Origin of the sequence: Bacillus sp. N5-665 (genome assembly GCF_022637375.2) — a bacterium.
Classification (GTDB): Bacteria; Bacillota; Bacilli; order Bacillales; family Bacillaceae_G; genus Bacillus_A; species Bacillus_A wiedmannii.
Genome location: NZ_CP093324.1, coordinates 124,531 through 146,657, shown reverse-complemented (window position 1 = coordinate 146,657; position 22,127 = coordinate 124,531). Strand labels below are relative to the sequence as shown.

The 22,127-nt window shown below is 34.0% G+C and carries 19 protein-coding genes and 1 pseudogene; 6 read left to right on the top strand and 14 right to left on the bottom strand.

All coding sequences use genetic code 11. The annotated features are described in order from the left end of the window. The first annotated feature begins 417 nt into the window (after positions 1–417). Positions 418–1,161 (top strand): CPBP family intramembrane glutamic endopeptidase, encoded by a 744-nt coding sequence (locus MNO09_RS00640; protein ID WP_088315381.1) that lies wholly within the window; start codon positions 418–420, stop codon positions 1,159–1,161. Between the two features lie 1,061 nt (positions 1,162–2,222). Here MNO09_RS00640 and hlyIIR read toward each other — a convergent pair. Both hlyIIR and hlyII read right to left on the bottom strand, forming a co-directional pair. After that, positions 2,223–2,828 carry a hemolysin II regulator HlyIIR gene (hlyIIR, locus tag MNO09_RS00635; protein WP_088107595.1) on the bottom strand — a complete coding sequence of 202 codons (606 nt, stop codon included), beginning with the start codon at positions 2,826–2,828 and terminating at the stop codon, positions 2,223–2,225. Between the two features lie 659 nt (positions 2,829–3,487). Continuing rightward, positions 3,488–4,726, bottom strand: coding sequence for a hemolysin II HlyII (gene hlyII, locus MNO09_RS00630; protein WP_241949974.1), 1,239 nt, complete (start codon positions 4,724–4,726; stop codon positions 3,488–3,490). A gap of 1,268 nt (positions 4,727–5,994) precedes the next feature. Between hlyII and MNO09_RS00625 the strand changes: the two genes are divergently transcribed. Both MNO09_RS00625 and MNO09_RS00620 read left to right on the top strand, forming a co-directional pair. Further along, entirely contained in the window at positions 5,995–6,210 is a 216-nt protein-coding gene (locus tag MNO09_RS00625; RefSeq protein WP_070169008.1) for a hypothetical protein, read from the top strand. Between the two features lie 285 nt (positions 6,211–6,495). Next, positions 6,496–6,900: a DUF3221 domain-containing protein gene (locus MNO09_RS00620; protein ID WP_241949973.1), complete on the top strand. Its 405-nt coding sequence runs from the start codon at positions 6,496–6,498 to the stop codon at positions 6,898–6,900. Between the two features lie 320 nt (positions 6,901–7,220). Here the strand turns inward: MNO09_RS00620 and MNO09_RS00615 are convergent, their stop codons facing one another. Continuing rightward, positions 7,221–7,952, bottom strand: coding sequence for a M15 family metallopeptidase (locus tag MNO09_RS00615; protein ID WP_241949972.1), 732 nt, complete (start codon positions 7,950–7,952; stop codon positions 7,221–7,223). Positions 7,953–8,210: 258 nt separating this feature from the next. Here MNO09_RS00615 and MNO09_RS00610 point away from each other — a divergent pair, with 258 nt between their 5' ends. After that, positions 8,211–8,465 (top strand): SunI/YnzG family protein, encoded by a 255-nt coding sequence (locus tag MNO09_RS00610; protein WP_000900627.1) that lies wholly within the window; start codon positions 8,211–8,213, stop codon positions 8,463–8,465. A 613-nt stretch (positions 8,466–9,078) separates the two neighbouring features. On the opposite strand, the gene MNO09_RS00605 is transcribed toward MNO09_RS00610, so the two are convergent. After that, the gene (locus tag MNO09_RS00605) at positions 9,079–9,372 is read right to left on the bottom strand and encodes a hypothetical protein (RefSeq protein ID WP_064475225.1); all 294 of its coding nucleotides are present in this window, start codon (positions 9,370–9,372) and stop codon (positions 9,079–9,081) included. A gap of 5 nt (positions 9,373–9,377) precedes the next feature. Further along, a complete protein-coding gene (locus tag MNO09_RS00600) occupies positions 9,378–9,578 on the bottom strand; it encodes a helix-turn-helix transcriptional regulator (RefSeq protein ID WP_064475224.1) in 201 nt (66 codons plus the stop codon). A 499-nt stretch (positions 9,579–10,077) separates the two neighbouring features. Between MNO09_RS00600 and MNO09_RS00595 the strand changes: the two genes are divergently transcribed. Then, on the top strand, positions 10,078–11,178 hold the full coding sequence (locus MNO09_RS00595; RefSeq protein WP_241949971.1) for a response regulator aspartate phosphatase: 1,101 nt from the start codon (positions 10,078–10,080) through the stop codon (positions 11,176–11,178). Further along, entirely contained in the window at positions 11,178–11,336 is a 159-nt protein-coding gene (locus MNO09_RS00590) for a Phr family secreted Rap phosphatase inhibitor (RefSeq protein WP_081339416.1), read from the top strand. Before MNO09_RS00595 ends, MNO09_RS00590 begins: the two co-directional genes overlap by 1 nt. A 185-nt stretch (positions 11,337–11,521) precedes the next feature. Here the strand turns inward: MNO09_RS00590 and MNO09_RS00585 are convergent. The 9 genes and pseudogenes from MNO09_RS00585 to iolG all read right to left on the bottom strand — a co-directional run. Beyond that, a pseudogene (locus MNO09_RS00585) lies at positions 11,522–11,881 on the bottom strand (hypothetical protein); the annotation flags it as partial. A gap of 240 nt (positions 11,882–12,121) precedes the next feature. Then, positions 12,122–13,006, bottom strand: a complete 885-nt coding sequence (locus MNO09_RS00580; RefSeq protein WP_070169013.1) for an Rpn family recombination-promoting nuclease/putative transposase — start codon at positions 13,004–13,006, stop codon at positions 12,122–12,124. Between the two features lie 175 nt (positions 13,007–13,181). Further along, positions 13,182–13,973, bottom strand: coding sequence for a 5-deoxy-glucuronate isomerase (locus tag MNO09_RS00575; RefSeq protein ID WP_098251714.1), 792 nt, complete (start codon positions 13,971–13,973; stop codon positions 13,182–13,184). Positions 13,974–14,078: 105 nt separating this feature from the next. Beyond that, positions 14,079–14,924: a class II fructose-bisphosphate aldolase gene (locus tag MNO09_RS00570; RefSeq protein WP_070169015.1), complete on the bottom strand. Its 846-nt coding sequence runs from the start codon at positions 14,922–14,924 to the stop codon at positions 14,079–14,081. Positions 14,925–15,052: 128 nt separating this feature from the next. Beyond that, positions 15,053–15,949 (bottom strand): myo-inosose-2 dehydratase, encoded by an 897-nt coding sequence (gene iolE / locus MNO09_RS00565; RefSeq protein WP_098828684.1) that lies wholly within the window; start codon positions 15,947–15,949, stop codon positions 15,053–15,055. Between the two features lie 122 nt (positions 15,950–16,071). Continuing rightward, a complete protein-coding gene (iolD, locus tag MNO09_RS00560; RefSeq protein ID WP_241949969.1) occupies positions 16,072–18,006 on the bottom strand; it encodes a 3D-(3,5/4)-trihydroxycyclohexane-1,2-dione acylhydrolase (decyclizing) in 1,935 nt (644 codons plus the stop codon). Positions 18,007–18,160: 154 nt separating this feature from the next. After that, positions 18,161–19,624 (bottom strand): CoA-acylating methylmalonate-semialdehyde dehydrogenase, encoded by a 1,464-nt coding sequence (locus tag MNO09_RS00555; protein ID WP_098720609.1) that lies wholly within the window; start codon positions 19,622–19,624, stop codon positions 18,161–18,163. A 78-nt stretch (positions 19,625–19,702) separates the two neighbouring features. Then, positions 19,703–20,701: a 5-dehydro-2-deoxygluconokinase gene (iolC, locus tag MNO09_RS00550; protein ID WP_016136258.1), complete on the bottom strand. Its 999-nt coding sequence runs from the start codon at positions 20,699–20,701 to the stop codon at positions 19,703–19,705. A 104-nt stretch (positions 20,702–20,805) separates the two neighbouring features. Next, the gene (iolG, locus tag MNO09_RS00545; RefSeq protein ID WP_016136257.1) at positions 20,806–21,831 is read right to left on the bottom strand and encodes an inositol 2-dehydrogenase; all 1,026 of its coding nucleotides are present in this window, start codon (positions 21,829–21,831) and stop codon (positions 20,806–20,808) included. Positions 21,832–22,127 lie beyond the last annotated feature (296 nt).

Below are 22,127 nucleotides of genomic sequence, written 5' to 3'. Positions count from 1 at the left end.
ACTCTCACTTCTAGATAAAGTGAACGTGGGGAATCCAACTGTTTTTAAGAAATATCAAATTTTATGAATAGGGTAAAGCGCATAAATTATCTGAGATAAAATTTATAAATCTAAACATAAGGATATAATTAAGTATACTACTTAGAGCATTTAACGAGAAAAAAAGCCCTTAAAAGTTGCATCACACTTATGCAGCTAATCACTATAGTAAAAACAAAGATTTTGTTCTATTAGTGAGCCAACCAGGACATCACTTAATGGAAATAACATGTTTGATTGATGATCCAAAACACCGTGAAGCAATTGAACGCTTGGAACAGCGTCAATTAGAAGATAGTACTAGCTAACGTAATATACTTTAACTAAAAATGGAGCATATTAAGATTTTTATAATATTTTTAGGAGTTGTAAATTTCAATGAATAAATTCACTAAATTAGTCGCTGCTGAAGATTTTTCAGAGAATGTGTGGACAAAGAAAGATTATATCGTTTTACTTTTAATCCCATTAATATTATTTGTAGGCTTTATTACTCAATATTTCTCAGTAAAAAATCAGTTGTCAGTAATTATTGATACCAGTTTACGCATTATTATGTTTATTTTCCTTATGGTTGTTTATGCTCCGATGCTTCGTAGACATTGGAGTAAATTTAAACTGGCATGGAAACGTTCCGTTCTATTAGTAATTGTTGGTGGTGTTCTTTTACAAATTATAGTTAGTTTGGTTCGCTCACTTATTCCAAGAGTTAGCACCAGCTTAAAAACAGATGTACCATCTTTAATTGACCCTTTAACTGCAAGTCCTGAAATGTTCATGCTCTTAATTTATATCGCTTTAGGTCCTATTGTTACAGGATTAATTGAAGATACTGTTTTTCGTTATACACTTCTCGGTAAAATATTTCAGGGTAGTTTTTTAAAAAAAGCATGTATTATCATTTTGAATTCAATTCTTTTCGGGTTAATTCACTATTATAATTTCGGGAGCGTAATAGGTACAATCCCCTTCATGTTTGCAGGTCTATTTCTAAATATAATATATCTATGGACTAAAAACATTTGGCACGTGCTATTAATCCACACTGTCAATAATGCGGTCCTTACAATAGGGGCGCTATTAATCATAGTAATCTTACGACTACTTGGCCTAAAGGCATAACAGCGGAATAATGAACAAGCATAAAAGCCTTAAAAGAGTATTTCTCTTTTAAGGCTTCTTTTAACGTATTTTCCGAAAGAATTCTCCTTCTTCAAGCGTGTGAAGGGCGTAGCCCAACGATAGGTGAGTCCTTCCCCTATTCCTTTGTACATATTGTACTATATAATAAGGAAGCAATTGAACACAAATTGAATACCATCAACTGTTTTCACAATTAAGATTTCTTATATTTTATATACTTTATTTATTAACATAGATTACACTCCACTTTCATCTCCCACCTAAAAATTTGAGTCTCACACCTTCACATTTTTTGAGAAAGGTATATTATATCGGAAAATGATAAAGGGGTTACGTAACATAAGCCTTCCTTTCTCAATTAATTCATTCTCATCCCAGCTGTACCCACTTGTTAGGTATCCCTCTACCATTGAATTGACTATTTTCTGAGTAATTTGCCTAAGTAATATTGGTAGTTTGAATAATTTCTTTAATCGATACACCTGTTTTGATGGTGGGTCTATCCCGTAGCTTAACCATCTATGATGATTTACATAATATTCATAGCCATACTTTCTAGAACAATCCAATACTAGTTTATACTTCCAAAAAGACCATGAAAACTCAAATATACTTTCTCTCCCCTTTGTTCTAGCTGTATGTGAACTACCGGCCACTTAACGTCCTAACTGGGGGCTTCTCGGTTATTCATTACTTTTAATAGCTAACTCGTCCTAAGACAGCCGGGCTAACTCCCTTGTTCCAAAGGTTATTTTATTGCTATTTACGCTAACGTTAATAGGCGTATTTAAGAGCTCTGCCTAAAGTCTTCTCTTTTTAATTCCCTCTAATATTAAAAAATTAACTGTATTAACTTCATCCAAAAAGCACTCCTCAATAACCTCGGAACACTTTTAAAACATTTTTTTATTAAGATTACAAAACCTAGTATACTCCCCATACATTACTACCTGTCTAACATCAACTACCCCTTTTTCTTCCGTCTTCCTCATTTTTTGGTAACAAGAATCCCACAGCTGGTCCCTTTAGATTTTGGATTGTCAAATGCTAGGTTTATTGGTTAATGCGAAAATAACCCTATTCACTAAGTCTTCTGGCATCCATTCATGATTATTATCATTTGTTTCATCCGTCCCTAAAGAATCAATGAACTTTTTAAACTTTGGAAATAAAACAATAGAAGTGATCCAATGTATCGTATGATTTATAGAGAAGAAATAAAAAACCTCTTGTTTTTCACCCTCCTGTAATATTTCTTTTAACTGTTCAAAACTACCTAAAAAATAAGGTTTAATCTTTTCTAATCTGGAACTTTCCTTGATAATCTCCTCATATGCCAATGTTCCAATTTCAGGATTCTCTTTTATATGTGTAGTAAAGACTGTTAAATATTCTCTTAGGGCATTGATAGGATTTAACTGATTCTTCTCAAGAAAATTGGGTAACTCTTTAACAAGACCATATTTCTTAAATACCTCATAATATAGGTTTTCTTTCCCATTAAAATAGTAAGAAGCCATAGCAACATTCACTTTCGCTTCTTTTGCAATTTCCTGTATGCTCGTACCTTCATAGCCACGTTCTCCAAATTTCTTCTTAGCAGCCTTTAAAATATTTTCCATCGTCCGCTCTCGTGATTTTCCCATTCCCCACACCTCAACTAGTATATAGCTCATTTCAAAAGTTCAATAAGGACTTTGAATTGATTATCTTTTTAATTAAATTTAATTATATGTTTAAAATGAGAATTTAACAATCGATGAATTCTTAATCACTTTGGGCAATTCATTACACAACCAATATTTTAAAAACACAACATCTTCTGAACATATTCTTCTCCTACTTCATCAATAAGGCATCCATTTAGAATCCATACGACAAACAGACAGGCATCTATTAAATAGATAGTGAAATAATACTGACAAATTTTCCGGCAACATTTTATGTATGTCGAACAAGTAAGATGGCCTCCTGCTCTTCCTTGTTCGACACCAATTCATCTCCCATCTACTCACCGTGCTGAGGCCCTTCAAGTTCCTTGAGTAAGTTGTTCTTGGCCAAATGATAAAATGAATAGCTCTCAATTACTTCATTCTCTTATCTAAATTAGGGAATGAAGTAATTGGGTGACAAATATCTATTTTCAGCTTAATCTTGTATGCGAAGGAAAAAATAATAAGGATCAAATCTTATCTATTTTACGAATAAGATTTGATCCCTTCATTGCATAATACGTGTTTAAAAAATGCCACATTACTCATGTCTTGATAAAATAATCATCCATCAATTGTATTTCATTTATTGATTAGATTTGTTTAACCTCAATATAAGGTCCTTTAATGTTTAACTTGTTAATATCATTTGAGATATTACCTACAGTTGTTTTTTCATTAAACGTATAGACTTTTTCACCATTTACAAAGATACCCCAATTTTTATCTGCATAACTGATACCATAGCCAACATTGCTAGATGTAGCTTTGAGTTGATTTCCATTCATTGAAAAAGATAATTTACCTTTTCCTTTGTTAAGTTTTTCATTTACACTATTGATACCATTCTTTTGCTCTTCAAGGGCTTTTTGATTATCAAGAGTAACTTGATGTTTGCTCCAGTCTAATTTATAGTGGTTTGTAAAGAACTCATTATATGTATCCTTGTTGTTTGTTCCCCACCATTTTGAACTTACCCATTCAATATTGTACTGATCTGAAATTCTACGATTTGTTATTTTTAAATCTGATGTAGCTTCTGTTTTATCAGCAGTAATAACCGCTACTACGTTTGGAGAAAAACCATATCCTGTTAAAGCTGGTACTATATCTTTTGAAACAAAATTATTGGTTCCTTCATTATAACTACGTGATTTCATGAATAGTTGGTTACCATAGAAAGTATTGAATGAATCACGATTATAAATTCCCCACTCTGGGAAATTAAATGATTGGAATCCTACTTTCCAATTTAATTTTTTATCTGTCTGAGTCTCTAATACTGTTTTATAATCTGCTTGATCGTAAGATACACTTTCTTTCCAAGCATAACTACCTGTAATACTCGCTTCAGCATTTGGTCCTTTATCATTTACCCCAACTTTAACACTACCACCAAGTGTATACCCTACTTCAGAACTAACCTTTGCTGAAGTCATTGTATTAACTGGGGCAGCTTTATGAAATTGAGCACTATCATCACTTGTTATTTCTGCTTCCGTATGATATGCCGATGGCCATTTTAATCCGCCATTATAGTATCCGCCATTAATTGTATATTTAGCATCTATATTACTACCATCCGTAGTAACAATTGCAATCTTTTTATCTGCGTACGGATCCTCAATAAAGGAAACCTTTATTGAATTTTTGATATTCTGCTTCATGTCATAAGTAGTTTTAAAACTATTATAGACCTTCCCACCATTTTGAAGATTTTCTACAGTTCCCTTAGAATCTGCCAATGCAGATGTTGTTTGTAAGCCAAATGTTCCTGACATAATAACGGAAGCTACCGCAACACTTTTAGCTATTCCTTTTGCTTTTTTCATACAAACAGCCACTCCTTCTATAAACATATTATTTTTAAATTTCAATACTAGAGATAGATTCATAACAATACAATGTAGAAATTTATAAATCTTTATGACATTAACTAGCAGCACCTGTTTCGCTAATTTTCATCTCTCTTATTGATATCCATTATCAATATTATTAAAACACAAGATAACGATTTAAACAACAATTTTAAATTTATATTTAAAATTGTTGTTTAAAAAATAACAAAAAATTATAGGTATTCTTTACTCCTCATTTCTTCTTGTGTAACTATTCGTATAAAAAAACCTAATCCTATAATACGTTCTTATTCTCAACTAATTTAATTACAATTTATTATTTATTCTAAAATTTTTATAAATCTCTATTTTGATTATTTTAAAAAATGAATTCAGTACAAACAGCTTTATAGATTTGATTAGCTTATAAATAACGCATTTCATTACTTATCCAAGACATGTAACATTCTTTTCACAAATGTAATATATACCCAACTTTAATATCTATTATATTCACCCATACATACGAGTTTAATCAAAATAAACTTTATATCTTATGAATCACTAATAGCACCTGATTTTATAATAAATAATTTAAAAATAACACTACATATTCCTCTTTTATTTAATTCAAGGAACCCTTTCGTTTCATAGAATATAAAAGATTCTTATCAACTCTTAGATTTATTATAAGTGAGTAATTATTCATCTTATATAATAATTACTTACTATATTATTAACATAGTTATCTTACAATAATGTAAGATTCATTTCATTGACACTCATATATATAAGTTCCTATACTAGTTACACAATGTTGGTAAATATATAAATAGTCTCAAGCTCTAAGTGTGTGACTGTGGATTCTTTTTAAAATAATATTTATTTAATTATATATTTCCTATCTGTAATATATAATGCCACTTACATTTGTTCTGGTACGTAGAAACTAAAATGCTCTTAAAAAGGTGTGTGATAAGTATGTAAAAAGAATATAGATTCAAATAGAAACATTATCAGCCAGATAGGTGAAACCCCATATACTAAAGCATAAACATTTCAATTCATATATTTCAAATAGTGATAAGTTGTATTTTAAAAATGAAAAAATCCAGATTTATAGTTATGCTATTAATCATACTTTTCGACATACTGTATAACTTTTTAATAAATAAAAGTTATCCTTCCTTTTTAGGGATCTAGACAAAAACACCCAGGTGACGTTTTATGTTGCCTAATACAAATTAGGAGGAATATGTATCATGTTCCAAGAGAGGAAAATAAACGGAAGACCAGTTTATTACTTAAAATACTTAGGTGAGACAGTAGCAATCTGTTCACGTAATGCTTGGAAACGTTGGGAAGTCAAGGGCATTACTATCGATATTTACATATCGGCAAAAACAAAGTTTCAATCAATTAATTTATTTGAACATAAATATAAATTGTATTTAAGAGGGATGAAATATGATAACTGATTTTATTTGCAAAAGACGAAAAAAGAAGAGGGGTTTCTTCCCTCTTCACCAATAAAATCGGACATATTTACAATTAAGGAAGGGTATACATTCATCAGGGGATGAATGTAATAATAATAGTTCACCTAGTGAATTATAACATAAATTCGCTTCCATTAATAGATATCTTTAACATTTATGGAATATTCGTGACAGAACGGTTAAACATCTTAATATTAAAAGGCTTTATATGCATAGAACTTGAAAATGGCTAGTGTAGGATAAAATATAAGGGGGATATATATTATGTTTACAAAAAAACAAAAATTAATAACAACCGTAACAGCTTTAACATTAGGATGTGGATTTACTTTCGGATTAACACCGGCATTTGCAGATTCTAATAAGGCGTCTGTAAGCACTGAACCTATTCATTCTATTCAAAAGCAAGAACAAGAGCCGTTTACTGGATATGTCATTTCAGTAGAAAACAATTATTTAGTGGTTGCTGCTACATCTACAAAAGATGAAGCTCTCGCTTTTCAAAATGATTGGTGGGAGTTAGTCTCTCAGAATAAAATTTTAAGGGTTCCTATTTCAGATGGTGAAAATTACACTATAGGTGAACAGATAAATGTTTATGCTGCTGCATGGACCAAATCTTTACCGCCAATTGCTGTAATGCCTAAAATTGAAAAAGTAATCCAATAGATTATGATAAAAATAACAGGGCATCATTCTAATTAGAATGATGCCCTGTTATTTAGTAAAAAACTGAATACGTAATATGTATATTCTTTTTCGTTACTCTCTGATTCCCATTATATATTAACCTAATATTTATCAAATTACGCCTGACGTAGATCCTACATCTCACATTACTGTAAAGATATGAATCGCTCCTTTTAGTAGTTTCGTTTATAATTCCATGGCATACCCTTTAAAAGCATTAAGAAATACCTTATTTCATACCCCCTATCTTTTATAACCTTACTGCTATCGCTAGCCGGTTTAACTCTATAATTCTATTTTCACAGATTCATAAATTCTTCTAAAGTCAGCTTTTTCTTATATATACTTTCAGCAATATCCCCGACGTAGCGAATATGCCACGGTTCATATGCATATCCAGTGATACTCTCTTTACCTTTTGGATAGCGAATGATAAAACCTGCACGATGCGCATTCTCTTTCAGCCATTTTCCTTCTTTCGTATTCGCAAAGGTTAACTCTAGCCCATTATTTGCACTTTTAGAAGAAACATCCATCGTTAATCCTGTTTGATGTTCACTATGTCCTGGCTTTGCCGAGAAGCGATCCGTATGCTCTTGTCCTTTTCTTTTTACGTTGTTTGCATACAGGTTTTTTTGATAATCATAGGAGCGAAACCCAGAAACAGCATTCAACTGGATTCCTTCTTTCTTTGCTAAATCAAATAACCTTTCTAGTGCTTCTGCTGCCTCTTTACGAAGGTAACTCTTTTCTAGCGTTCCACTGAATGAGAATGGTACATTTGGTACAACTAAATCCTCCGGTTTATAGTCTTCGGGCAATCCGTATTCCTTATTAACTACAGCCTGTATACTAGACAAAGAACTTGCTATGTTATTTGAAGTACCATTTTGTTCTTTATTTATGGAGTTTTCACGAGTTTCATAGTTTGTCTTTTTTGGTTCTTTACCAATAGATTGATTGGTGTAAAAGATAAAGATACCTAGTATCACAAACATACAAGTAAAAATCCCTACTAATTTAATTCTCATTATTCATTTCCTTCCTGCCACTCTTAATGTTTCTCGTTCATAATACTACAAGCATATCAAATTCATATTAATTCGAGGTGAACTTTTGTTCTTAACATATTACTTAACAGAAAGACAGCATATCCTCCTATTCGTTTGACACACTATAGATGCTAACACGTAGAAACCAATTCTATTCCTACATATGGAAAAATAATCTAAAAATTTGTATAATAAGATTAGAAGTGTAGCATTCTATTATAGAAAGGTCTTGGTATGATGCTGGGTATTCATGTTAAAAAAACAAAAGAAGAGTTAATTATTTCATGGCAATTGGCGAAGATTACGATTCCATTACGTGATGTAATTGAGGTTACTGAAGATGCTACCTATGCGGGTGTTGAAGATACTAGTGCAATCCGTATTGGCACTGCATATGGAACAACGGATCGTATTTTAATCAAAACGGTAAAACAAAATTATGTATTATTTACGACAAATAAAGTTTCAATTTTAAATGCAATAAACGCTTAAAAATGAACAAATTAACGGGCTTAAACAAAGTCCAAGTTAAATAAAAAGGTGCGAAGCCATGGAATTGACTTTACACCTTTTTTTAAATACTTTATATGAATGTAAATCCGCTTTAACATTTCAATAAGATCTTTATCACTTCTATCACATCTTACTACTTTATATCCCATTTTTCTAAGCAAAGTAGAACAATACCCCATTCTCTGTATTAATTACACCATACTTCCCACCATGTAAGTCAAATATGTTTTTTACAATTGAAAAAACAAAGCCCGTGCTGCAGCTTGGAAATTTATTGAGATATAGAAGGTTTTTATGCCTGAATACAGCATGAAAAAAGCCTTGGCGACCAAACCAAGACTTTTTATGACCTTACGACCTATCAATTAACAAGAATCAGAACCACCCGACTTCTTGTTCATTATTATCTAGCATACACCCTCACTGTACTATACGTTTTTTATATTTTCAACACTTTGCATTCTTTTTACACAACATTCATACTTTTCAAGTCTGAATGTACCCTTACTCTACCTCTGCCATATAAATCTCCATTCAAATACAGTTTGTACATCGTTATCTTTCTACCTTCATCATAATCAAATACACTATATTAGTAATTTCTGCTGTTTCTATTGATAAATATAATAAGACTGCCTAGTACACTTAAGGAAAGCACAAAATATAACAATAAATCAGGTAGAAATTCTAAAGAAATTATATCTATTGATTGAAAAATAAAAATGGCAATGATACCTATAGATAAGATGTTGTACAACACATTATTTGTTTTATATTGAATTTCTTTTCCTCTTTCGTCTTTTGCTTCATCACTGGATTGAAATTGTATTACATACATCTGACTGATGAATATTACAACTAAAAATAAAATTTTTAACCACAACATATGACTCACTCCTCCCGATAATCGAACACGTCAGTTATTGGCTTTTCAAATGCATTTGCGATTTTAAAGGCAAGAATTAGAGAAGGGTTATATTTATTCTTTTCAAGAGTAGCGATAGTTTGTCGACTAACACCAACCCTTTTTGCCAATTCTTCTTGAGTCCAACCTTTTTCTGCTCGGCAAACTACAATTTTATTATGTAACAATAGGAACACCTCTCAGGAAAATTGTAATTTATTTCTTACAATTCGTAAAGTATTTTTTACAAACCCTTCAACACTTGAAAACTAAAATATAAAGATTTCGTGTTATAAACCTCCAAATTATCCCCTTAATAACAATTAAACCCTTTACTCTAAAGTATTTAAATTTCCCTAATCAAAACTAAGAAAGTATCAAATCGTATCTGATTAAATAGAATTTTCGTTTGATACTTCTGTACACACTCATTATGATACTTACTTGGCGGAAGTATAAACCTACTCTCCCTCTTATAAGAAGTATTCAATAGAAAATGATTAAAAAATAAAAAAATCCATTAACGAAACTTTTCCTACCTTACCTATACTTTTTCAAATTTAAAAGCATGGATAACTAAATTATTCAGAATATTCTGTATATTAATGAAAAAAATCGTGGTTAAATTTAATTTATCGAATTCCTGTTATTATCAGAATAAGCCTTTACAGAGAAATGGGGGATATTATGACTGTTCAAGAAAAAAGTAATAAACAATTAATGGAATTATTACATGAATGGTATGAAGAAATTCGTTTATATCATGTAGTAGAAGCAAAACAAACATATCTAAAAGTAAAAGAAAGTTTAAAAGGAATAGAAATAGACCAATATGTATCATTCTATTATTCTCTACTGAATTTTAGACATAAAGTCTTGGTAGATGGAATGAGTATTACAAAAGATTCTTTCAATCAAGTAGAAAAACCACCTCATATTAAAGATGAATTTTCATTTTTAGCTTACTATTATTATTTCTTTAAGGCAATCCACTCTACAATTATAGCAAATTATACTGAGGCGAAAACACACTATGAAAAGGCGGAAAGGCTTTTAAACGATATACCTGACGAAATAGAAAAAGCTGAGTTTGAGTATAGATTTTCAACATACTGTTATCAATCTTATCAACCATTTGAAGCGATTCAACATGCAGTAAAAGCCAAAGAAATATATTTGAATCATGTAGGCTATAAAATTAATATTGCTTTATGCGACAATGTATATGGATTGGCTTGTATAGATCTAAGAGAATTTGAAAGAGCGGAAGAATGTCTCAATATGGTTATTGATGTTTTTAAGAAGTATGATGAAGAACAATTATTATTACGAGTACGATCCAATTTAGGCTGGTTATATAATATTCAAGATTTATATCCATTGGCGATTAGACAGAGTTCTGAAATTATAAATACCATTCCGAACCATTTTAAAGCATTATTTGTCTTAGCAAGAGCATATTATAAGTTAGAAGACGTTGAAACAGCAAGATCATATATCGAGCAAGGAATAAAATATACAAATGAATCAGGAAATGAGGAATATAAACATCGTTTCGCAGTTTTAAATGAACTAATCACAGAAATGCCTAGAATTAAACTAGAAAAAGTAGTTACTGATGCCATTTCTTATTTTGAAAAAGAGGAAATGTGGGATTGTGTAAAAGAATATGCAGAGATTTTAGCACTGCAATTTTACGAGGCAAATAATCATGTTAAAGCGAGTAAGTATTTCTATATTAGCAATAATGCTGATAAGAAACATTTAAGAAAAGGAGCGTTAAAGTAATGAAAAAAATAAAAAAATTGTTATTCAGTACGATAATAGTAAGTACATTAGCATGTAGCTTGATTAGTTTAAATGTATCACAACACTCTTCTTTTAATGGTGGAGATACGCCAGCACCAACAAAACTGAGTGTCTCTGGTGGAGCATCTATTAATTAACGTAATCCAGTTTTCTCACTTGAAAAAACAGAAAATTCATACTATAAATACAAAAAAGTTGAATAAAGTGGATAAAATATTGCACTCCCAGTCCGGAACAGATTTGTTTCGGACTATTCACGTTACTATAATTGTGCGTAGGGTGATAGACTAAAAGTAGACAAGATTTTCTATACATAAAAAAGAGCATCATATCCCATTGCATTCATCGCTACCATCATTGGCGATTGTGGCTGATCATTGAATAACTCTACTGAGTTTCCTTGAATTGTATCCCCAGCATCTACTAATATGGTATTGGGATTTTCCTGACGCACCTTCTTTATCACCGTATAAAGCTGCGTTAAACTTCCACTCGTATTTGCACCATCAAACGCATAATCCCAGGGCATAAATCTACCATGAATATCGGCAGTACCTAACAGTGTAATATTAATATCAGATTCCTCAGCTTTTGAGATAGATGATTTGACTGTTACTGCTGTTCCAAGAAGTATAAGAATAACAAAATAACATAAATAGTTCTTCCATTTCATTTTTTGCATAATAACAATATTTCTCCCCTTTTTGTACTGTCATAAAGTTGCTTGAACTTTAAAAATGTAACTTATTATTCGGAAAACTTCAACTACAAAAAGTAATTTTTGAGGTGGTTCTGCATAAAAAACAAAAAATGATATAGAAAAAGCACTGCCGAATTGTTCAGCAATGCTTTTCTATTAAACGCACTATAACAAAGAGCGTCTACTTTCTTTTATTCATAAGTACTATAGGTTAATAAATGTTCACTTTAATTTTAAGATACGTTCTATTTTCTCTACACTCAACTTACTTGCTTTTGCAATAGTTTCAAGTGGTACACCTATTTCATGCATCCCTCGAATCATTTGCATCTTACCTTGCTCAATACCTTTTTCCACGCCCTCTTGTTCTGCATGTGCTAACTTGGCTTGTTCATCTAGAAGTAATTTCTCTCGAGCTTCATAAGCTGTTCGGAAAGAAGAATCATGGCTCATATTTTCCCATTTATTAATTGCCTTTTGTAAAATTGGATCTTGATTCATCGCAATCTCCTCCAATGTTTGAGTTAAATGTTCATCTTCATGTGCTGGTAATAATAACATCCAACGAACAAATGGATTTTCCCAAGGGTTTACTTTTTCTTCACGCCATTGCTTTACTAATTTCGGTATCTCTACAAAATGGATTTCAATGTCGTCACTTAATATTTGTTGCATTTTTGTATTCCATAATTGTCCGATGGTATGAAATTCATCTTCCTGAGAAAATAAAATAAAATCTAATAAGTTAATGGTAATTGTTTTCCGAAGTGAACGATATGGCATCCCTTCTTGCATTTGGGATGTATAAAGTTTACTCCAATAATATAAAGATCGCTTCACCATATCATGTGTATTTCGAAGCTGAATTTCGATATTTACCTGCGTCCCATTTTCTAAAGTTGCTAATAGGTCTAAAATTGATAATTTATCATCTTCATAAGATTTATGGAGATGCGGATCATCTAGTTGTAGCGATGTAATAGGTGCATCTAAAGACTCCTCTAAAATTGCATTTAAGAACCCCGTTAAAATTTCTTCATTTCCTTTCGTCCCAAATAACTGTTTAAAAGCAAAATCAATTCGTAAATTTACTAATTTAGTGGACATGGATTTCCTCTCCCTGTCTATTTCATCTCTTATTCTTATTGTACATAATAAAAGGTAGAACATGCAAACAGACCCTTATGTTATCTCACATAAGAGCCTTCTTAAATTCAAAAAATTGGTTCTGAGCAAAAAAATTGTAAGTGACATCTTTTTTGTCCAGAACCTTTATTTTTATCTATTCTTTTTCTGGCCAAATTTTCGCGTTTGGTTCTAATAACCACTTGTGGTCTTCCTCCATGATACGATCATTCCAAGGATTATTCTCAAGATGTCGAATCATCCAACAAAAATACATGGCATATCCAGGCGCCGTTGCTTGCGGATGGTCTAGCTCACCCGGAATTGTAATAAAGCTATTATGTACAACGCGATATGCATCCTCACCCACCATTGCACATCCAAATCCCTGTGGCTTATTAAAGCGATAATAATATACCTCTGGCTGATCATGGTGATGTGGTGGATAACTGGACCATCGCCCTGGATAAGAAATAACTTCTCCTACTACCATATTAGAATATGCTGCATTGTTATAGTCAAAAATCGTACGAATAACACGCTGCGCCGTTCCCTCCCATACTCCATCTCCAGCTACAACACTTTGACACTCATTTGGAGTATATAACTTAGACGCAAATTCTTGATCATTATCTGTTTTTTGAACAAGCACTTCACTATCTGAAAGAGCAGTAATTGTAACCTTCACATTTTTAGATACATGTAAGCACCAAGGGTTTTCTTCAAACACAGACTGTCTTTGAATAACTTGTTCGATTCCTTCCCACTCTAAACGTATTGCCCCTTCCAGTAAAAGAACCGCTGTTTCATTCTTATTATCAAATAGCAACTCTTCTTTTCCATTAGACATCTTATATATGCCTATATCCATTAACATATCACTGCATTGACCGTTCATTTCTGTTAATACATTATATCCCTCATTTAATTCACCTAATTTTCCTAACATGGCTTTCTCCCCCTTTTATTTAATGGCTACTCAATCATTCTCTACTTTTTTCAGCTAACTACATTCCGAGTTTCGTCTAACTATTACTGAAGAAAGCTTTTCTATTTATACTCTGTTTTCACTTCCGAATATTTGCATATGACTTTTAACATTTTCGTATGCAGCCTCAATAACATCCTGATGGTACATAAAATAATCTGAATACAGAGTATTTAGGACGGCATTGTTAACCGCAGTAATTACATTCTGAAAGGTGGCTGTTGCTACATTAATTTTTCGAACACCATGTTGAATACATTGCTTGAAATCCTCTGGACTAATGCCAGAGCCGCCATGTAAAACGAGTGGGATATGGACTACTTCATTAATCTCTTGTAGGCGGTCTAATCGTAAATTAGGATCGCCATTGTACATACCATGCACATTTCCAATTGCAACCGCTAAGGCATCAACGTCTGTTTCTTCTGCAAATCGTTTTGCTTCTGTAGTGCTTGTCAGCAACATTTCAATATCTTCTGATCCGTCCTCACTACCACCAACTCTGCCAATCTCAGCTTCTACCGTCGCTCCATACTGTTTCGCAAGTTCTACAATTTCTTTTGTCTTTTGGATATTCTCTTCTAACGGATAGTGAGAGCCATCAAACATAACCGAGCTAAAACCAATCTCTAACGTCTCTTTAATCTTTTCAAACGTCATCCCGTGATCAAAGTGAACTGCTACTGGAACAGTTGCTTTTTTCGCTGCAGCTACCATCAAAGGACCAATCATATGAATTGGCGAATGATTCAAACGAACTTCCGCAATTTGTAGAATAAGCGGTGAACTTAACTCTTCAGCTGCTTTAATAGCTCCCATTACCATTTCCATATTAGCGACACTAAAAGCTCCAACCCCATAATTATCTTGATTTGCTTTCATTAAAATATCTTTCATTTGAACTAATGGCATTACATACTCCCCTATTTCAATATTATTTATTACATGTAAAACCAACCGTCACGTCTTTTTACCCCTTTTGTAAGAAGACATGTTAATTACCATACCATTTACTTAGGGATAATCTTAAAATGCTTAAATTACAGACCTGCTTTTTCTTGTATAAATTTTCGGGCTTTTAATGCGTATTCAAAAGGATTCGCTAAAGCTGGGTCTTGCTCTGCTTCTACCACAAACCACCCTTGATAATCAGAGTTTGCAAGGATAGTAAACACTTCATCAAATACAATTACGCCATCCCCGGGAACTGTAAATGCCCCATTCTTCACTGCCTGTAAGAAGCTCACTTCGTTTTCCTTTACAGCATCTACTACTTCTTGACGAATATCTTTTAAATGTACGTGTTTAATACGAGGTAAATATTTTTTCAAAATATAAAGTGGCTCTTCTCCTGAAAAAACAAGATGACCTGTATCAAAAAGCAGAGATACAAGCGCTGGATCAGTCATGTCCATTAACTTTTCAATTTCTGCCGTTGTTTGAACACCCGTACCCATATGGTGATGGTATACAATATGTAGCCCCTTTTCCTGAGCTAATTTACCGAGGTGATGTAATCCATCCGCAAGCTTATACCACTCTTCTTCTGTAAAAACAGGCTTATTTTTAAATAGTGGTACATCCATTAAACCTTGAATACTATGCCCTTGCTCTGAAACAACGATGACTTTTGCACCCATGTCATGCAAGAAATCCCTATGCTTAATAAATGCTTGTACTGTCTCTTCAAGCGGCTTCGTTGTTAAAAACGTACTAAACCATGCACTAGCAATTTCCAAGTTTCGTAATTCCAAAGATTTTTTTAATACAACTGTGTTTCTCGGATATTTATTCCCTACTTCACTTCCATTAAATCCAGCTAGTGCCATCTCACTAATACATTGCTCAAACGTATTTTCTGCCCCTAGCTCCGGCATATCATCATTTGTCCAAGCAATTGGTGCAATTCCAAGCTTAACTGTATTTTCTTTAAACATCCCCTTGTCTCTCCTCTTTACAAAATGTGATAGAATTTCGCCAAATTCTCTTAACTGGTTATTGAAAAGAGAGCTTCCTAATCAATATGCATGTAGATAAAAAGCTCTCTTTGTGTCCTAATCTAATAAGATCTTGCCTGTTGCAAGTTACTTACTTTACTCTCGTACGCAGCTTGTATACTTTGACTTTTAGATACTTCCGCAACACCTACATGCCACCATGACTCGTATCCATTTGTCATTGTTTTTGGTAGTACTTTAATATCAATCAATGTAGAAACTGTTTGTTTTTTCGCATCGATAAGCGCTTCCTGTAATTGTTCTAGTGATGTAACATGATATGTTTTCACACCATATCCAGCTGCGCTAGCTGCAAAATCAATTTTCATAATTCCCCCGTCTAATTTACGAGTTTCCTGATTTCGATAGCGAAACTCTGTTCCAAAGCTCCCCATTCCATTACCCATTTGTAAGTTATTAATACAGCCAAATCCGGAGTTATCAAACAATAAGACGTTAATTTTTTTGTTTTCTTGAAGACTTGTGACAAGCTCTGAATGAAGCATCTGGTAACTACCATCCCCTACCATTGCATATACTTCCTTCGATGGTTCAGCTAGCTTTGCACCAAGTGCGCCCGCAACCTCATAGCCCATGCAAGAGTATCCATACTCCATGTGATATGTATTTGGTTTTCTTGATGCCCACATTCTTTGTAAATCACCTGGAAGACTTCCTGCCGCTCCAACGATAATTGCATCTTCATCCAGTAATGTATTGATTTGTCCTATGACTGCAGTCTGTGTTAATTGTGTACCAAGTGCGTCTACATACTCATTTAACTTTCCATCGAAATGGCCTTCTACTTCTGGTGTGAAATCTTGACCTGTAAAGCGAATATTATGTAGACGTGATAATTCTGTAGACCAAGCCTCTTTTGCATCTTCAATTTCTACTGTGTAACTAGATCGATAATCCATTACTTGCAGTTCATCTATTAGAGCAAGTAGCGCTTCTTTCGCATCCGCTATAACCTTTAATGCATCTAGCTTATTCGCATGGAATTCTGAAATATTGATGTTTAAAAACTCAACTTCTTCATTTTGAAATAATTGTTTAGATGCCGTTGTAAAATCAGTAAATCTCGTCCCGATCCCAATAACAAGATCCGCTTCCTTTGCAATTGTATTAGCTGCTATATTTCCAGTTACCCCAATGCCACCAAGATTATATGGGTGACTACTTTCAATTGCACTTTTTCCAGCCTGTGTTTCTCCAAATGGAATGTGGAATGTTTCAGCAAACTGTTTTAACTCTTCTGCCGCTTCTGCGTATCTTACACCACCACCGCAAATCATAACTGGTTTTTTCTTTCTCTTAATCATTTCCACTGCATCCGCTAAGCTGGCTTTTGTAGGTAGACGACGTTCAATACGGTGAACACGCTTTTGGAAGAAGTAACTTGGAAAATCCCATGCTTCTCCTTGGACATCTTGTGGTAAACAGATTGTTACAGCTCCTGTATCTGCCGGATTCGTTAAAACACGCATGGCTTGAATCATAGCTGTCATCAATTGTTCAGGACGATTTACCCGGTCCCAATACTTACTTACTGCACGAAAAGCATCATTCGTAGAAATAGATAAGTCATGTGTTTGTTCAATTTGTTGAAGAACAGGATCAGGCTGTCTCGTTGCAAATACATCTCCTGGAAGTAATAAAACGGGAATATTATTTGCAGAAGCAGTTGCTGCAGAAGTAATCATATTTGCTGATCCAGGACCAACAGAAGAAGTACATGCCATAATTTGTTTTCTATGTTTTTGTTTTGCAAAAGCCATCGCAGCATTTGCCATTCCTTGTTCATTTCTCCCTTGGTAAACTTCTAATTCCCCTGCGTCTTCTTCTAAAGCTTGACCCAGGCCTACTACATTCCCATGACCAAAAATCGTAAAGATTCCCTTAATAAACTTTTCTCTCTCTCCATCAAACTCTACGTATTGTTGATTCAAAAATTTCACCAATGCTTGCGCCGTCGTCATTCTAACAGTTTGCATATGATTTTCTCCTTTCTATCTCTATCAGTCATTCTGCATATGAAAAAGGAGTATTAGGAATTTGATAGACTCCTAATACTTCCTTCTTATCTTTTACTACTTCCCTTGCTTTTGCTTACAAACAACTAGAGAGGTTCTACTTCTCTCTTAATGATTACTTTTCCCAACGTGATGTAAGCATTTTCTTTCTTGTATAAAACTCAACGCCGTCCGTACCGTTCGCATGAAGATCACCATAGAAAGAGTCTTTCCAGCCAGAGAACGGGAAGAATGCCATTGGCGCCGGAACCCCAACATTCACACCTAACATACCTGATTCAATTGTTTCACGGAATTGACGTACACTTGCCCCACTATCTGTATAAATGCAAGCGCCATTTGCAAAACGAGACTCATTCGCAATTTCAATCGCTTCATCCAATGATTTCACACGAACAATAGATAAAACAGGAGCAAAAATCTCATCTTGCCAGATCTTCATTTCTTTTGTAACATGGTCAAAAATTGTTGGACCAACGAAGTAACCAGCTCCTTTTACAGCTGTATCTTCACGTCCATCACGAACTAATGTAGCGCCCTGTTCTACACCTGAATCGATGTAACCAATTGTGCGCTCTTTATGGTTATCACGAATAACTGGACCTAAAAATACATCTTCATCAAGACCATTTCCGATGACAATTTTGTTCGCTTCTTCTACTAATCTATTAACTAATTGATCTGCAATATCTTCTTCTACTGTTACTACAGAAGCAGCCATACAACGCTCACCAGCTGAACCGAATGCAGCACTAATAATTTGCTTTGTTGCTAGTTCAAGATTCCCATCATTTAATACAATGGAATGGTTTTTCGCACCCGCTAATGCTTGCACGCGTTTTAAGTTTTCTGTTCCTTTTTTGTATACATATTCTGCGACAGGTTGAGAACCTACAAACGAAATTGCCTTCACTAATTTATGTTCCAGAAGACCGTTTACTACATCGTGAGCGCCATTTACGATATTTAATACACCTTTTGGTAAGCCTGCTTCTTCAGCTAATTCTGCTAATCTTCCTGCTAGAAGTGGTGTACGCTCTGAAGGTTTTAATACAAATGTATTACCACAAGCAATTGCAAGTGGGAACATCCAGCATGGAACCATCATTGGGAAGTTAAAAGGTGTAATGCCGCCTATAACACCAATTGGGTAACGATACATACCAGACTCAATACCTGTCGCAATATCAGGAAGCTGTTTTCCCATCATTAATGTCGGAGCACCCGCTGCAAACTCCACGCACTCAATACCACGAAGAACTTCACCGTAAGCCTCGTTATAGCTTTTTCCGTTTTCAATCGTAATCAGTTTCGCTAACTCTTCCCAGTTATCTACTAGTAATTGTTGATATTTAAATAGAATACGAGCGCGTTTTGGTACAGCAGTTTTAGACCAAGATTTGAACGCTTCATTTGCTGCTAATACAGCTTGTTCAACATCTACTTTTGTTGAAAGTGGTACTTGAGCGATTACTTCTCCTGTTGCAGGATTATATACAGCTTCCATCTTAGTTGAAATGGATTCTACCCATTCGCCGCCAATGTAGTTTTTTACAATTTGTGCTGTTTGTACTGTCATATTCATTCTCTCCCTTTTATGTAATGTAGAAGCGTCCAATAGGATACGCCCTTACTTGATTATTGATTTATGAAGTTTTTATACCAATTCCTCAGCCGTTTCCATGAATGCAGAAATCTCTGCCCTGGTTGGCATTGCATCAGAACAGCTATGTTTAGAAATAACAATTGAAGCAGAAGCGCCACCTAATCGCATCGCTTGAGGAATCTCAAGCCCTTGCATTAAGCCGTAAATAAACGCAGAAGCATACGAATCGCCAGCACCAAACGTCTTTAATACCTTTGTTTTAAAGATACCGCCTCGGTGAGATTGACCGTCTCTCGTATAAGCGATTGAACCATCCCCGCCGTGCTTAATTACGACGATTTTCGCATGATGAGAAAACCATCTTTCAGCCGTAACTTGATCATTAGATTGTTCGTAGTTTAATAGTTTTTCCATCATATCGAATTCTTCACGCGTTCCAATAATGACATCAGACTTTTCAGCCGCTAGATTGTAATACACAGCCGTTTCAGCTTCTGACTGCCATGTATAAGGGCGGTAATCCACATCAAAGAATACGACTACATCATGCTTACGCGCATATTCTAGCGCTAAAAATACCGCCTCGCGAGAAGGACTTTTCGCTAAAGCTGTTCCTGAAATTAAGAGAGCTTTTGATTGTTTAATATAGTCCTCAGATACTTCTGTTGGATCAAGATTTAAATCGGCGACATTGTCGCGGTACATTAAAATACTGCAATCTTCAGGGCTTTTAATTTCTGTAAAAGCTAGACCTGTCACTGAACCTGTACGATCAATACATATCTGATCTGTATTAATATTGTTGTCCTTTAGGTATCCTGTAATAAAGCGGCCCATTTGATCATCGGACACTTTACCGATAAATCCTGTTTGTAAGCCAAGACGCGCCGCACCAATTGCGATATTCGCAGGAGATCCCCCCACATACTTAGTAAACGTTCTTGTTTCTTCCATAGGACGTTGTGTTTCATTGGCATTTAAATCAACGCATAAACGTCCAACTGCAATTAGATCTAATGGACAATCTTCTTTAAAAATAAGTGGATTCATTGCTACTACCTCCCGTGCTTTATGTAAAGGTAAATGATATGGTTCAGAAATTTTATGGCCATACTATTTACCACTCTTTAACTTTTTAGAAGTAAGCGCTCTCTTTATTGATTTAGAGCAGGCTGTTTATGCTCAATTTGAACAGGTTTTCCTGTTAGTAAAGATTCCTTCGCAGCTTTCGCAATTCGTTCTGCTTGTAACCCATCATTACCACTGCAAATAACAGCTTGTCCTTCTATAATTGACTTTGTAAATTGTGTTACTTCTTCAATGTAAGCCTGCGTATAGCGCTCTAAGAAGAAATAAAGCGGCTTATCTTTTACAACACCTTCTGTTTTTGACACTTGTACTGTTGTCGGGCAGCAATTATCAGCAGCGACTGCTCCTTTTTCACCAAATACTTCAAGACGCTGGTCATATCCATAAACAGCTTGGCGGCTATTATCAATTACCCCTAAAGCTCCATTCGCAAATTTCAATGTGACAATTGCTGTATCAACATCATTTACTTCCTGAATGGATGGATCAATTAATGTTGTGCCATATGCAAATACTTCAACAACTTCACTATTCATCACATACCTAGCCATATCAAAATCATGAATCATCATATCCATAAACAATCCACCTGAAGAACGAACATATTCTATACTTGGCGGTTGTGGATCTCTAGACGTAATTTTTAAAATATGTGGGTGTCCCACTTCTCCTTGTTGAATAAGATTATAGACTTTTCTGAAGTTAGGATCGAAACGGCGGTTAAAACCTACTTGAAGAGATACTCCTTGTTCTTTTACTACTTCCAATGCATCTAATGTTTCTTCTACTGAGAAACTAACTGGCTTTTCGCAGAAAATATGTTTTTTCGCAAGAGCCGCTTCTTTAATAATTTGCGCATGTGTATTTGTTGGTGAGCAAATAAAGACAGCATCAATTTCTGGATCTGCTAATAAATCCTGATAGTTTGTAGTCAGAGTGGAAATTCCTTTATCTTGAGCCCACTTTTCTAGATGACCAATTACTACATCTGAAACCGCTTTAATTTTTACTTGTGGCATAAGCTGCAAATTATCAACATGTAGTTTCCCAATTCGTCCAGCACCAATAATCCCAATTTTTAAAACGTTCATATGATTTCTCCCTCTATATTAAAATTTAAGAAACGAAATGAAAGTCTATAGGGTTTAGCGTATCAAATCAGTTAAGCGCTTTCCCTATTTTTCTTCATTATACACACTTGATTCTAAATTGAAAACATTTTTATTTTTTTGAACACTCCCCTTTTCATCCGAATTTTAAGTTCCCTCAATAAACGTATTACATAAAAATAAAAAATAATAATTAGAAATAAATCATCTAAAAAGCTATAAATATATTCTTTTAAAATACTGATATAACAAAGAAAACCAAGCCTTTTAAATAGTAA

Bases quoted from the DNA above. Each gene is read 5' to 3' on its own strand.
- iolD (WP_241949969.1), bottom strand. From the start codon at position 18,006: ATGCAAACTGTTAGAATGACGACGGCGCAAGCATTGGTGAAATTTTTG.
- MNO09_RS00570 (WP_070169015.1), bottom strand. From the start codon at position 14,924: ATGCCATTAGTTCAAATGAAAGATATTTTAATGAAAGCAAATCAAGAT.
- MNO09_RS00605 (WP_064475225.1), bottom strand. From the start codon at position 9,372: ATGTTGTGGTTAAAAATTTTATTTTTAGTTGTAATATTCATCAGTCAG.
- MNO09_RS00580 (WP_070169013.1), bottom strand. From the start codon at position 13,006: ATGTCCACTAAATTAGTAAATTTACGAATTGATTTTGCTTTTAAACAG.
- MNO09_RS00615 (WP_241949972.1), bottom strand. From the start codon at position 7,952: ATGAGAATTAAATTAGTAGGGATTTTTACTTGTATGTTTGTGATACTA.
- iolE (WP_098828684.1), bottom strand. From the start codon at position 15,949: ATGTTTAAAGAAAATACAGTTAAGCTTGGAATTGCACCAATTGCTTGG.
- MNO09_RS00610 (WP_000900627.1), top strand. From the start codon at position 8,211: ATGCTGGGTATTCATGTTAAAAAAACAAAAGAAGAGTTAATTATTTCA.
- MNO09_RS00620 (WP_241949973.1), top strand. From the start codon at position 6,496: ATGTTTACAAAAAAACAAAAATTAATAACAACCGTAACAGCTTTAACA.
- iolG (WP_016136257.1), bottom strand. From the start codon at position 21,831: ATGAACGTTTTAAAAATTGGGATTATTGGTGCTGGACGAATTGGGAAA.
- hlyII (WP_241949974.1), bottom strand. From the start codon at position 4,726: ATGAAAAAAGCAAAAGGAATAGCTAAAAGTGTTGCGGTAGCTTCCGTT.
- MNO09_RS00575 (WP_098251714.1), bottom strand. From the start codon at position 13,973: ATGTTAGGAAAATTAGGTGAATTAAATGAGGGATATAATGTATTAACA.
- MNO09_RS00625 (WP_070169008.1), top strand. From the start codon at position 5,995: ATGTTCCAAGAGAGGAAAATAAACGGAAGACCAGTTTATTACTTAAAA.
- MNO09_RS00595 (WP_241949971.1), top strand. From the start codon at position 10,078: ATGACTGTTCAAGAAAAAAGTAATAAACAATTAATGGAATTATTACAT.
- MNO09_RS00555 (WP_098720609.1), bottom strand. From the start codon at position 19,624: ATGACAGTACAAACAGCACAAATTGTAAAAAACTACATTGGCGGCGAA.
- MNO09_RS00590 (WP_081339416.1), top strand. From the start codon at position 11,178: ATGAAAAAAATAAAAAAATTGTTATTCAGTACGATAATAGTAAGTACA.
- MNO09_RS00640 (WP_088315381.1), top strand. From the start codon at position 418: ATGAATAAATTCACTAAATTAGTCGCTGCTGAAGATTTTTCAGAGAAT.
- iolC (WP_016136258.1), bottom strand. From the start codon at position 20,701: ATGAATCCACTTATTTTTAAAGAAGATTGTCCATTAGATCTAATTGCA.
- hlyIIR (WP_088107595.1), bottom strand. From the start codon at position 2,828: ATGGGAAAATCACGAGAGCGGACGATGGAAAATATTTTAAAGGCTGCT.